Annotated in this window: 11 protein-coding genes and 1 other annotated feature; all 11 genes read right to left on the bottom strand. The window is 37.7% G+C overall.

The features are described from left to right. Positions 1-4 precede the first annotated feature (4 nt). Positions 5-739, bottom strand: a complete 735-nt coding sequence (gene rlmB / locus EO120_RS00635) for a 23S rRNA (guanosine(2251)-2'-O)-methyltransferase RlmB (RefSeq protein WP_127133575.1) — start codon at positions 737-739, stop codon at positions 5-7. After that, positions 732-1,217: a Mini-ribonuclease 3 gene (locus EO120_RS00630; protein ID WP_127133574.1), complete on the bottom strand. Its 486-nt coding sequence runs from the start codon at positions 1,215-1,217 to the stop codon at positions 732-734. Before EO120_RS00630 ends, rlmB begins: the two co-directional genes overlap by 8 nt. Then, positions 1,207-2,655: a cysteine--tRNA ligase gene (cysS, locus tag EO120_RS00625; protein ID WP_127133573.1), complete on the bottom strand. Its 1,449-nt coding sequence runs from the start codon at positions 2,653-2,655 to the stop codon at positions 1,207-1,209. The genes EO120_RS00630 and cysS overlap by 11 nt, the downstream gene beginning before the upstream one ends. Before the next feature lie 48 nt (positions 2,656-2,703). Further along, positions 2,704-2,908, bottom strand: a binding site (T-box leader). A 240-nt stretch (positions 2,909-3,148) separates the two neighbouring features. Beyond that, positions 3,149-4,102: a bile acid:sodium symporter family protein gene (locus EO120_RS00620; RefSeq protein WP_127133572.1), complete on the bottom strand. Its 954-nt coding sequence runs from the start codon at positions 4,100-4,102 to the stop codon at positions 3,149-3,151. A gap of 184 nt (positions 4,103-4,286) precedes the next feature. Then, a complete protein-coding gene (gene gltX / locus EO120_RS00615) occupies positions 4,287-5,756 on the bottom strand; it encodes a glutamate--tRNA ligase (protein ID WP_206512451.1) in 1,470 nt (489 codons plus the stop codon). Beyond that, on the bottom strand, positions 5,757-6,932 hold the full coding sequence (gene ispD / locus EO120_RS00610; protein WP_127133571.1) for a 2-C-methyl-D-erythritol 4-phosphate cytidylyltransferase: 1,176 nt from the start codon (positions 6,930-6,932) through the stop codon (positions 5,757-5,759). It abuts the gene before it with no gap. After that, positions 6,929-8,077 (bottom strand): PIN/TRAM domain-containing protein, encoded by a 1,149-nt coding sequence (locus EO120_RS00605; protein ID WP_127133570.1) that lies wholly within the window; start codon positions 8,075-8,077, stop codon positions 6,929-6,931. Before EO120_RS00605 ends, ispD begins: the two co-directional genes overlap by 4 nt. Before the next feature lie 27 nt (positions 8,078-8,104). Then, complete coding sequence (gene radA / locus EO120_RS00600) at positions 8,105-9,481, bottom strand: DNA repair protein RadA (protein WP_127133569.1); 1,377 nt, start codon at positions 9,479-9,481, stop codon at positions 8,105-8,107. A 158-nt stretch (positions 9,482-9,639) separates the two neighbouring features. After that, on the bottom strand, positions 9,640-12,093 hold the full coding sequence (locus EO120_RS00595) for an ATP-dependent Clp protease ATP-binding subunit (protein WP_127133568.1): 2,454 nt from the start codon (positions 12,091-12,093) through the stop codon (positions 9,640-9,642). A gap of 47 nt (positions 12,094-12,140) precedes the next feature. After that, positions 12,141-13,214: a protein arginine kinase gene (locus EO120_RS00590; protein ID WP_127133567.1), complete on the bottom strand. Its 1,074-nt coding sequence runs from the start codon at positions 13,212-13,214 to the stop codon at positions 12,141-12,143. An 11-nt stretch (positions 13,215-13,225) separates the two neighbouring features. Further along, positions 13,226-13,765, bottom strand: coding sequence for a UvrB/UvrC motif-containing protein (locus EO120_RS00585; RefSeq protein WP_127133566.1), 540 nt, complete (start codon positions 13,763-13,765; stop codon positions 13,226-13,228). Between the last annotated feature and the right edge of the window lie 3 nt (positions 13,766-13,768).

The raw sequence follows: 13,768 nt of genomic DNA, 5'->3' as shown, positions 1-13,768 counted from the left end.
TCTTTTACCCTTTGGTAGCACGCTGACGAACAGCTTCGTACATAAGTACCGCTGCTGCTACAGAGGCATTAAGGGAATTTAAATTACCATACATAGGGATAGTTACTAAAAAATCACAAGCCTCTTTCACTACACGACTTATACCTTTACCTTCATTGCCAATAACAAGCACTGTTGGTATAGTCATATCTGCTTCGTACAATGTACGATCTCCTTCCATATGCGCACCAAGAACCCAAAAACCTTGTTTTTGTAATTGCTTTATAGTTTGTGTTACATTACCCACTTGCACTAAAGGAATTTGTTCTACTGCACCAGCCGATGTTTTAGCCACAGTTGCATTAATCGGCGCATTATGACGTTTAGGAATCAGTACGGCTGTAGCGCCTACACATTCGGCGGTACGAATGATTGCCCCCATATTATGAGGATCTTCTACACCATCTGTAAGTATCAATAGAGGTACACTTTGCGTAGTTTCTTGTAATACTTCTCCTAAGTCTTTAAATTCTACTGCATTTACAAGAGCAATAACACCTTGGTGAGGCACATCAGTTTCATAACGCTGTAACTGTTTTACTGGCGTAAGGCGTACTTCCACGCCTTTTGATTTAGCCAATCCTACAATATCTGCCAAACCAGTTTTAACTTTATCTTCACTAACAAGAACACGTTGTATGGAACGGCCTGCTCGCAAAGCTTCTTTGACAGCATTTCTGCCGACGATATAATTATCCATTTGAAAGACCTCGTAATGTTATAGAATAAGCTTGGCCCATCAATTCATAGAGTCTATCTTGTTGCCCTGTTTCGTATAAAAAACCTAGTACAGCTTCAAAGGCTGTACTATTTCGGTATTCTTTTACGGAACTGCTCTTTGGTACATTGACATTACTGTTGCGACCGCGTCTTGCAATATGTTGTTCATCATCAGTAAAAGACATTTCCAATTGTTGCAATACTTTAGATTGAGCCTTAGCACATACAAATTCAGTCACTAATGTATGTAACACTTGAACCTTTGAAATATTCATATCTACAATGCGCTGACGAATATACATAGAATATACGGCATCGCCAATATAGGCTAGCATAATAGCATCTGAAGATAACACTTCAGATACTATTTTCGGTTCAAAAGGGCGATATTCTTCATCTAAGGATATTAATTTTTTGATAGCCTCGTTTTTCAAAAATTGAAATTGTTTAAATTTCACGTTTTTTCCACCGTGCTCCTGTTGGAGAGTCTTCAATAGTAATACCAATATCAGCTAAACGATCGCGAATGCAATCCGCTAAGCCCCATTGTTTTTGATTGCGGCATTCTTGGCGTACTGCTAGAATAACTTCCATCAGTTGCTCATATTCTACCGCACCTGCAGCGACATTACCTTCCCAAGATTTAGCTAATACACCGATAATTTCAGTCATAAATTTAAAAATCCGTTTTACTTCGCTAATAGCATCTTGACACACAACGCCTTCACGGCTCGTTACAGCTTGGTAATAAATATTGATTTCTTTTGCTAAACCGAACATACTAGATGTAGCCAAAGCAGTATTAAAATCATCGCTCATAGCTGTTTCAAATTCTTCTTCGTATTTTTTAGCTTCTTCTAATAAATGTTCTGCTTCCTCACAAGAACCAGATTCACATTTTTCTAAATACAAGAGATTTTCGATAGCTGTATTCAAACGCTCCAAAGATTTATTAGCCTCTTCCAATCTTTCATCAGAAAAATCTAATGGGCTACGATAATGAGTGCTCAATAAGAAGTAGCGCAATGCATCTGGACTATATTGTTCTAAAATGTCTTTTACCAAGAAAAAATTATTCAATGATTTAGACATTTTCTCAGAATTAATAGTGATGAAGCCATTATGCAACCAATATTTTACTGATGGATGTTGACCCGAACAGCCTTCAGATTGAGCGATTTCATTTTCGTGATGAGGGAAAATCAAATCACTACCGCCACCGTGAAAATCAAATTCAGCACCTAAATATTTTTGACTCATAGCAGAGCATTCGATATGCCAACCAGGGCGACCATTCCCCCAAGGACTTTCCCAATATGGTTCACCTGGTTTTGCAGATTTCCAAAGCGCGAAGTCCATTGGGTTCTTCTTACGACCATCTACTTCGATACGAGCGCCTGCTTCCATATCGTCTAATGTGCGGCCAGACAATTCACCATAGCGATCAAATTTTTCAACGCTGTAATATACATCGCCATCGAGTTCATAAGCATAACCTTTTTCAATAAGCGTAGAAATCATAGCAATAATATCTGGAATATGAGTCGATACGCGAGGGTAAATATCCGCACGTTCAACGCCAAGAGCATCCATCACTTCAAAATAGCTATCGATGTAGCGATTAGCAACTTCATCCCAAGCTATACCTTCACCATTAGATGTATTGATAATTTTATCATCTACATCTGTAAAGTTTTGTACATACGTCACTTTGTAACCTACGTGTTTCATATAACGACGAATAACATCCCACGTTACGAAAGGACGAGCATTACCAATATGCGGATGATTATATGGTGTAACACCACACACGTACATTTTAGCCTCCCCTGGTGTAACAGGTACAAAAGGCTCTTTTTGACGTGTCATTGTATTAAAAACTGTAATTTCTCTCATCGTTACCGATGCCTCCATATATAAAAATAAAAAAGACCTCTCATCTCATACAGAGACGATGGTCCGCGGTTCCACTCTGTTAAGTATCAACTGATACCCACTCAACGCATAACGGCGCGTAACCGGACAAACCTACCTATAATCGGAGTGCCAGCTCGTGAATGCATTTCCTTTATCTATACCTGAACCCTTCCACCATCGGTTCTCGCTAGAAAGCTAGTTATAAAGTACTTATTTCAGTCTCAGCTATTAGTGTCTTCCATATTTAATAATACATTAATTCTATCAATTACTCTCATTAATGTCAATGAGAAAAAGAGAGTTGCCCCCCTCATAAATCCTTATTTTACAGGACTTACAGATTACATACTCTCTTTATATCATCATATTAAATTTAATAATGGATTGCCTTATCATACAGAATATACTAACCATATGATATAACTAAGTATAATTTATGTTTTTCAATTTATAAACTCAGTTAATAATTTTATTAGACATTTTCAGCTTTTGATTTCTCGTCATTTTTACGACAAAAACCAGCAAAAATAGAGCCAGTAAAATTATGAATAATAGAGAATACAGCACCCGCTACAGCCGCTTGTGGTGTAAAATGTGCCTTTGCCAAGGTAGTCGCCAATGCCGAATTTTGCATAGCCACTTCGATTTGCATAGCACGGCGGGACGCAATATCAATACGGAATAATTTGCATATACCATAGGTTACAATATAGCCACTTATATTTTGCAATAAGCAGGCTAAGAAAATAATCGGGCCACTTGCTTGAATGCTGTCTTTTGTAGCGGCTGTAACAGCCATGATAATTACCAATACTGCAATTGCTGCAATAGTGGGGCACACAACTTTCACAGACTCGATTTTAGTACCTACAAAATAATTAATGACAATCCCCAAAATAATTGGAACTAAAACAATTTTAATGATAGAAATGAACATTGGCATAAATTCAATGTGTATAGATGATGTTGCACCAGCGTAAAGCACTACAAATAAAGGTGTCAATAATGGTGCCAACAATGTAGATACAGTGGTAGCAGAAACGGAAAGTGGTACATTACCATTAGCCAAGAATGTCATTACATTCGACGCAGTGCCACCTGGGCAGGCACCTAATAAAATAAAACCAATACCGATTTCTGGAGGAAAATTAAACCCTACAGCCACAAAGAAGCCTGCTAGTGGCATCCATAAGAATTGAATCACTGAAACCAACAATACCTTTATAGGTTGTTTAAAAACATCTATAAATACTTGTGCCGTCAATGTTAATCCCATAGTAAACATAACGAATTGTAATAAATACGCGATATAGGGCGTAAGCCAAGCAAAGAAATTTGGTAATAAATACGCTACAACCGCTGTTAATAACACAATCCAAGATAGATAACCATTAAATACGCGATTAATGTCGTATATGATACTCATCAAAACACTCTCTTTCTATAGAATAATAAAATATAAATACGGCATACATTATAACACTTATAAAACCCCAGTACAATAAAGACTCTTGCTACTCATTTGTAGCAAGAGTCTCTTTTATGCACTAGATCTACTATGATTATCCTATTTACGAATAATCATAATAAATAGCTTATAGTGAAAATACTTATTTAATTAGATTAGCATAGGTATCTAAACGATGTACGCATGCCTCTTTACCAAGTAATGTAACGATGTTATTCAAATCAGGTCCATGCATTTGTCCTGTTAAGGCAACACGGATTGGCATGAATACAAATTTACCTTTTAAGGATGTTTCTTTCATTACAGCTTTGATAGCAGCTTTTACGTTTTCTGGTGTTACTTCTTCCATTGCCACCAATTGGTTTTTAAATGCTTTAAGAACAGTTGGTACGGTCACTTCGCTAAGAACAGATTTAAGTTCTTCTTCATGCCCTTCTTCAAGGAATACAGTATCGCCTAAGAATAAACCTACATGATCCTTGATTTGAGCACCAAAGCTAATATGATCACGGAATGTAGTACATAACAATGTTAACCAATCAATATCAGCTTGATTCATACTATCTGGTACAAGCCCCACTTCTTTCAAATGTGGCAAGCAAAGATGGAAAATTTCTTCATCACTCAACTGTTTCATATAGTGAAAATTGATATGATTTAATTTATCAATGTCGAATACAGCAGGGTTTTTAGCAACTCTGTCCATTGAGAAGGCTTGAATCAATTCCTCTTGGGTGAAGAATTCTTCTTCCCCTTCTGGCGCCCAACCAAGAAGTGCCAAAAAGTTAACTAATGCTTCTGGTAAATAACCTAATTGTTTATATTGCTCTACAGATGTAGCGCCATGTCGTTTGGACATCTTTTTGTAATCTTTACCAAGAATCAAGGAAATATGCCCAAATATAGGGATATTCCATCCTAACGCTTCGTAAATTGCCATTTGCCGAGGTGTGTTAGATAAATGTTCTTCCGCGCGAATAACATGGGTAATTTTCATCATATGATCGTCCATAACAACCGCAAAGTTATATACAGGAATACCATCAGATTTGACGATAACAAAATCGCCTACCCCGTTAGATTCAAAGGACACATGACCGCGCACCATATCGTCAAAAGCGTATGTTTTATTTAAAGGCACACGCAAGCGAATAGTAGATTTACGGCCTTCAGCACGGTATTTTTCTTTTTCTTCTTCTGTTAAATGGCTACAGTGACCATTGTATTTAGGTGTTTCTCCACGATCCATTTGCTCTTGACGAACGGCATCTAATTCTTCAGCAGTACAGAAACATTCATAAGCTTTATCTTCTGCTAATAAACGTTCTATTACTTCTTTGTATAAATCGAGGCGCTCTGTTTGACGGTATGGACCATTATCTCCGCCAACATCGACACCTTCATCCCAATTCATACCTAGCCATTTAAGGGAGGCTTTAATATTTTCTTCGCTTTCACGAGTAGAACGAGCGAGGTCAGTATCTTCGATACGAAGCACAAAGGAGCCTTCCTCTTTGCGTGCTAATAGCCAATTAAACAATGCGGAACGAGCGCCACCAATGTGAAACGGACCTGTTGGACTTGGGGCAAAACGAACTTTCATATTACTCATCTAAAAAACCTCTCCTTCATATACGGTAACTACTGCTTGTGCTGCAATGCCTTCACGACGGCCAATAGCACCAAGCATTTCATTAGTGGTTGCTTTAATACTAATACGGTCTAATGGAATGGACAACACCGATTGAATATTCGACTTCATTTTTTCAATGTAAGGTTTTAACTTTGGCGTTTCCGAAATAACCATAATATCTATATTATAGGCTTCTAAGCCTCGTTCTTTCAACAAGGAATTTACATGTTCTAATAAAATCATGCTAGAAATACCTTTGTATGCATCATCTTCTGGTGGGAAATAGTATCCAATATCTCGCAAACCTGCAGCGCCTAACATAGCATCCATAAGAGCATGAATGAGTACATCTGCATCTGAATGGCCATCTGGTCCTATAGGAGATTCGATTAGAACACCGCCTAAAACACAAGGACGCCCTTCTTTTAACTTATGAATATCATAACCATAACCGACACGCATACGTTGCTCCTTAATTCCTAAATATCGTTTTGCTACAGATATATCATTAGGGGTTGTTACCTTAATATTCTTATAATCCCCTGGTAAAATCTGTACAGATTCACCTATGAATTCCACAAGAGATACGTCATCAGTTCCTCTATAATCACTAGCTAATGCTTTGTCATGAGCTTTTATAAATACATCTTTGTGAAAGCCTTGGGGCGTCTGAATATTCATCAACTCACTACGATTTAATGTTTCTAGTACCTTGCCATTTATATCAGCCCGTTTAATAGTATCTGTAGATGGCACCCCTACAGTAACAGCACCATATTGACGAGCGCCATCAATGACAGTTTGAAATACATTTCTATTAGCAATAGGACGTGCCCCATCGTGAACGAGAACAATATCATTATTATTGTTCACAAATTGTAATCCATTATACACAGAATTCTGACGTTCTGCACCACCTACTACAATGCGGATAGGTGTTGTTAAATGCAATGGTTCAATATGATCCATCATCCGTTTTTCTTCACCATCTGCTACCACAAGAATAATATCATCAATATCAGGTACAGAATCAATATGTGTCAAAGTCCATTGAATAATAGACTTAGGGCCTAAGGGCAAGAAAATTTTGTTATCATCTAACCCCATACGACGTCCAGCTCCAGCAGCAAGGACTATGCAACTTACATGGCTCATACTTTCCCTCCGTCTACACGAGCAAAAATCATACGCCCTGCACTAGTTTGCAAAATAGAGGTAACCATAACCTCAACATCTTGACCTACATAAGGACGACCATCTTCTACAACAATCATAGTACCATCATCTAAATAAGCTACACCTTGCTCTATTTCTTTACCTTCTTTCATTACTTGAACATGAATCCATTCACCAGCAATAAGGGCCGGTTTCAATACATTGGCTAATTCATTGAGATTAAGTACTTGTATGCCTTGTAGCTTAGCGACTTTGTTGAGATTATAATCATTGGTCATCAATTTCCAATTTTTCTCCAATGCTAATCGCATTAATTTAGAATCTACCTCTTGTAAATCATCGTAATCATCTTCTACGATTTCAATAGGTACAAGGTTTGCATCTTGCATCTCTTTCAAGATATCAAGGCCTCTACGACCACGATTGCGTTTTGTACTATCCACTGAATCAGAAACAATTTGTAATTCATTGAGCACAAATACTGGCACAACTAATGTACCGTCAATAAACCCAGTGGCACACAATTCTTTAATTCGACCATCGATGATAACAGATGTATCTAATAATTTGTGGCTACTTTCAGGCTCTGATGATTTGGAATTACCAAACACCTTAAAACTACGAGATTTTTTGCTACCTGATACATCACCAGCCCCCCATTGCTTCATGTAGGTACCGTACATTTCAGGACCTTTACGGGCCATTAAACGAAGTCCGCTATAGCCAAATATAGCACTCAAAATGATAGGTATGTATGGACCAATAATAGGAATCTGATTAAATGCTAGCCCAATCAAATTTGCAATAATAAGACCAAATAATAAACCAATAGTACCAGCAATTAATTCTTGATTCGGAATATGTGTCAATACGCGTTCCAAACGCTTTGCTACAACTAAACCTTGTTGCAACAAAAAAGAAGATATTAAATAACCAACAATGGCACCAAGAACAGTGCCCACCACAACAACGCTGATACGTGCAATAGTAAGACTCATTTCACTTAAATCAGCAAACTGCGATACTAAGTAAGGATCGATGATAGGTGCTAGACTATCCATCCCTACATAAGCAGCAGTCCCCACTAACAGGGCAATTACATACCTTAAAATACGATATAGCATGGCAACACCTCCTATATACATGCTGTATTAATTAAAAACTAGTTGCATAGCTTGTGCGATAGATGTTACACCTCGAATTTGAATCGTATCATCAGTTTTCTTTAATTGTTTTACATTGCCTTCGGGAATAATAAATTTTGTAAATCCTAGTTTTTTAGCTTCACTTATACGTTGTTCAATGCGCGGAATACTGCGTACATTGCCAGTAAGACCAACTTCACCTAAGATAATCATATCATTGGGAACAACGCGATTTTTTAAACTTGATACGATAGCTACCGCCATAGACAAATCACAGGCTGGTTCATTCACCTTGAGCCCACCAATAACATTGACGTACACATCTTTATTACCTAATGTAAATCCACATCGTTTTTCAAGCACCGCAAGTAGTACAATTAAACGATTTAAATCATAACCTATTGCAGTCCGCCTAGGCATACCAAAGGCAGTAGATGTAACAAGACTTTGTACCTCTACGAGAATAGGCCGCACCCCTTCTAGATAAATCATAACAGCACTACCGCTTTCCTCATCAGATCGCTCAGCTAATAGTGAAGCCGATGGGTTTGCTAGTTCCGTCAATCCTTCTTCTACCATGGCAAATATACCAGTTTCAGAGGTGGATCCAAATCGGTTTTTAATAGAGCGCAAAATACGAAATTGATAGGAACGTTCACCTTCAAAATAGAGGACTACGTCAACCATATGTTCAAGCATACGAGGGCCTGCAATATTACCTTCCTTCGTAACATGTCCAATGATGATGGTTGGTATATTTTGTTCTTTGCAGAATCTCAATAAGCGAGACGTACATTCTCGCACTTGGCTAACACTACCAGGAGCACCTTCAATATCGCCAGTATACATAGTTTGTATAGAATCAATAATCATAAGAGCAGGCTTTTGTTCAAGTGCTTCTTCTAAAATATGATCTAAATCAGTATCAGCAATAACATGAAGACGTTCACTATTAATGTCTAATCTCTCCGCCCTCAGTTTCAGTTGTAGTTGAGATTCTTCACCAGATGCATACAATACATCGCCTACCCCAATGGCTACCTTGTGAGATACTTGTAATAACAATGTAGATTTACCAATTCCTGGATCACCACCTAATAACATAAGTGCGCCTGGCACTATTCCCCCTCCTAGTACACGATCAATTTCTTTAAATCCCGTAGGGATACGTGCAATAGAGGAAATTTCTATATTGGGTAAAGCTATGGGCTTGTTATCCGAATGTCCTACACCGCGCTTAGTCGGAGTTCGGCTATGTTTTGTTTCCTTTATGATTTCTTCTACTAAGGTATTCCACTCTCCACATTGTGGACATTTCCCCATCCATTTAGCAGATTCGGCTCCACAATTTTGACAGAAGAATACTGATTTAACTTTTGCCATTCGCTCCTCGTATAGTGATAAAAAGGTCATGAATGATAACCATTCATGACCTTATTTTGCATAATATAACTTTGGTCAACTATTACCATTAATAGTATACCATTTTGGCTATAGATTTTATATGAAAGCTTGTAAGAACAATTAAAACACCATTACCTTTATTTCCTTACAAAAACAATAATTTGGTGTTCCTTCCCATCTGCTATGAGTGTGGAACCAGATGGTGCATTACCTTGAAGAATCAAATCTGATATAGCATCTTCAATATAACGTTGAATAGCACGTTTCAATGGACGAGCTCCCATTGCAAAATCCGAACCTTCCTTTACGAGAATATCCATTGCATCATCTGTGATTTCAAGGGTTAATCCCATATCGCCAAGGCGATTAATAACATCTTTCATCAAAATAGCAACGATTTGTTGCAAATCAGATGATGTTAAACTGTGGAATACAATCATCTCGTCAATACGGTTTAAAAATTCAGGGCGGAAATGACGTTTCACTGCATCCATCACAGATTTCTTAGCTTCTTTAAAACCCACCTCCCCATTATAATCTAACGATGCATCAGCTTTTTTCGCAGCTAAGAAACCAAGTGCAGGCGCGCTTTTTTGTAACGCTTTTGCCCCTAAATTACTTGTCATGATGATAACTGTATTTCTAAAATCTACAGTACGACCTTGGCTATCTGTTAATCGACCATCATCTAAGACTTGTAATAAAATATTAAAGAAATCTGCATGGGCCTTCTCTACTTCATCTAACAAGATAACGCTATATGGTTTGCGGCGAACAGCATCTGTTAATTGGCCGCCCTCTTCATAACCCACATATCCTGGAGGAGCCCCTACAAGTCGAGATACGGTATGTTTCTCCATATATTCCGACATATCGAGGCGAATCATAGCAGATTCATCACCAAATAATGTGCCAGCTAATGCACGAGCAAGTTCGGTTTTCCCCACCCCTGTAGGCCCTAAAAATAGGAAAGAACCTATTGGGCGTTTAGGGTCTTTCAGCCCTGCCCGTGCACGACGTACAGCCTTAGATACGGCTACAACGGCATCATCTTGACCAACTACTCGTTTATGAAGCTCTTCTTCTAAATGAAGTAAAGATTCTGATTCTTCTTGAGCGATTTTCGATACCGGTATTCCTGTCCACTGAGCCACTACAGATGCAATATCATCTTCTGTAACAATTAATTGCGCATCACTCTTTTCTGTAGCCGACTCCTTTTTCTGAGAAATTTCCTTTTCTATGCGTTGCTCTTCGTCACGCATTTTTGCGGCCTTTTCAAAATCTTGTGCTGTTACAGCCGATTCTTTTTCCTTACGAACTTTGCTGAGTTCTGATTCTAACACTTTTACATCAGGCGCAGCAGAAAATACCTTCATACGCACTTTAGATGCCGCTTCATCCACCACATCAATAGCTTTATCCGGCAAAAAGCGATCCGTAATATATCGACTAGATAATGTTATAGCAGCTTCTAAAGCTTCATCAGTAATTTTAGCTTTATGGAATGCTTCATATCTATCGCGTAAGCCTCTCAAAATTTCTAATGCATCCTCTTCTGTTGGTTCCCCTACTTGTACAGGTTGAAACCGCCTTTCCAAGGCTGCATCTTTTTCGATATATTTCTTATATTCATCAAGAGTAGTGGCACCTATCACTTGAAATTCACCTCTAGCTAAAGAAGGTTTTAAAATATTCGCTGCATCCATAGCACCTTCACTAGCACCCGTACCAACTAATGTATGAATTTCATCGATAAATATAATCATATCATCGTGTGCTTGTACCTCATCAATGGCTTTTTTTAACCTTTCTTCAAATTCACCACGATATTTAGCACCGGCTAACATAGCACCAAGACTTAACGAAATAATTCGTTTATTTCTTAAAACCTCAGGTACATTACCATCCACAATACGTTGAGCTAATCCTTCTGCAATAGCCGTTTTACCAACCCCTGGTTCACCTATAAGAACTGGATTGTTTTTTGTACGGCGACTCAAAATTTGAATAACACGTGTAATTTCATTTTCCCGTCCAATAACGGGATCAATTTTTCCTTGTTTAGCCAATTCATTTAAATCAGTGCAAAAATCAGCTAATTCACCTAAATCACTATTTTGTTGCTTTTGATTAGCACCAGCAGCGTTGCCTTCATTAGATGAACCTAGTAAATTACGAATAATATCTACTATATCATTATTGCGAATATTTCGATTTCGCAATAATCCAACAGCTACACCGCCACCATCACTCAAGAGACCTAATAATATATGTTCAGTACCTACATAATTATGATTCATGCGGTTCGCTACTTCTACAGCTAATTCTAATACATGTTTCACCCGTGGTGTCATATATACGGAACTAGATTTTTTATTTCCTTTTCCAACAGCTTGTATAACATCTTCTATTATATCATCTGTATTAATATCTAATTCTTGTAACGCTTTTGCCGCAACGCCTTGTTTTACCTTTATCAAACCAATGAGAATATGTTCCGTTCCTACATAGTCATGACCAAGCTCCAAAGCTGCATCTTGAGCCAAAGATAATACACGCTGCGCATCGTCTGTAAATCGTTGCATCATACTGTATACCTCGTAAGCAAACAAAAGTTGCTCCTATTAAATATATCTCACTCTATAGGTCGATCTCCCAATTTCTGTCTAATAACTGTAGCGCGATACGCATCTCGTTCATTAGAAGTAACATTGTCACGGCCCATATATTTATGTAAAAAATTAGGTCTTGTAATAGACACTAATTCATTAAAACTAGTATGTTCCCATATAGGCAATATATCTAAATCTATTCCCAATTGAACATCGCTTATTTTTTCCAATGCCTCTTGGCCATTTATAAGTCGAGCATATTGCAATACACCATAGGAACGCCAAACTCGATTTTCTAAACTAGCCTTATCATTATGTAACAATATTTGTCTACATTTTCGCTCTTCTGCAATAATACCTTCTACAATTTTTTCTAATTGTTCAATCGTATCTAGTTCAGAAGCACCTAAAGTACGCTGATTGGAGATTTGATATATATGCCCTAATGCTTCAGAACCTTCTCCATATAAACCGCGCACAGAATATCCTAGTTGGACAATGCTTCTAACAAGTCGATTTATCCGCCCTGTAATAGCCAAGGCAGGCAAATGAAGCATAACCGAAGCACGCATGCCAGTACCTACATTAGTAGGGCACGCTGTTAAATATCCAAACTTAGAATGGAATGCGTAGGTGTGTTTACTTTCAATGGCATCATCAATACGATTAGCATGATTGAAAGCATCTATTAATCTAAGTCCTGGTTCCATAGCTTGAATGCGAAGATGATCCTCTTCACTCACCATAATAGCCACCGATGCATCATCAGCAATGAGTAAACTGCGATAGGGTAATTTTTCTGCCATAGCGGGGCTAATCAAATGTTTTTCAACCAGAATAGCACGTTCCGTATCAGATAATTTATCAAGGCTAATACTAAAATAATTTCGATTATCTACCTTGGATAAAGTACTAACAAGCCCTCTAGCAATACTATCAACCTGTTGCAAAGAAGATTCATCTTGTTTATTTGTAAATAAAAGCCCATCGAAATTTCTGGCTAACCGAATACGACTAGATATAACTATGTGTTCACCATCAGAGTCATTTGTTTCTAACCAATCACTGAGAGGTGCATCTAATATATGATTTAACATAATCACCCTCCTCAATCTTTGGAATTATTGATAATAAGCTCTAATTCCTTAATCTTGTCCCTCAATGTAGCAGCTTCTTCAAATTGCTCCTCTTGAATGGCCAATTCTAATTGATGGCGCAATTGCTTAATTTCATACTGTGCCTTAAATATATTACTGCTCTTACTAGGCGCCTTACCTTCATAGTTTGAACTACCTTGAATTCGTTGTACTAAGGATTCAATTTGATCTTCAAAGGTATCGTAACAATGAGCACAACCAAAGCGACCAAAACGATTAAAATCTTCAAAGGTATTCCCACAATGAGGACATCGTTGTTGATTCTGTACTTGGAGCAAGTGATTTGGATACACCATATTTGTGAAGAATTCATTAGTGAAAAACGAATTATCCCACATATCATTTACAAAGGAACTAAAAGGAGATAGTCCTCCATTTTGTTGTAATTCACTAGCGCAAGTAGAACATAAATGTTGTTCTGTTTTCTTATTATTAACAATATTTGTCATATGTACGGTAGCTTCATTTTCTTTACAATGATCGCATTTCATACA

The sequence above is a fragment of the Veillonella caviae genome, assembly GCF_003992125.1.
GTDB lineage: Bacteria > Bacillota > Negativicutes > Veillonellales > Veillonellaceae > Veillonella > Veillonella caviae.
Note: the sequence above shows the minus strand (reverse complement) of the source record. Positions and strands in the feature narration are given on the sequence as shown.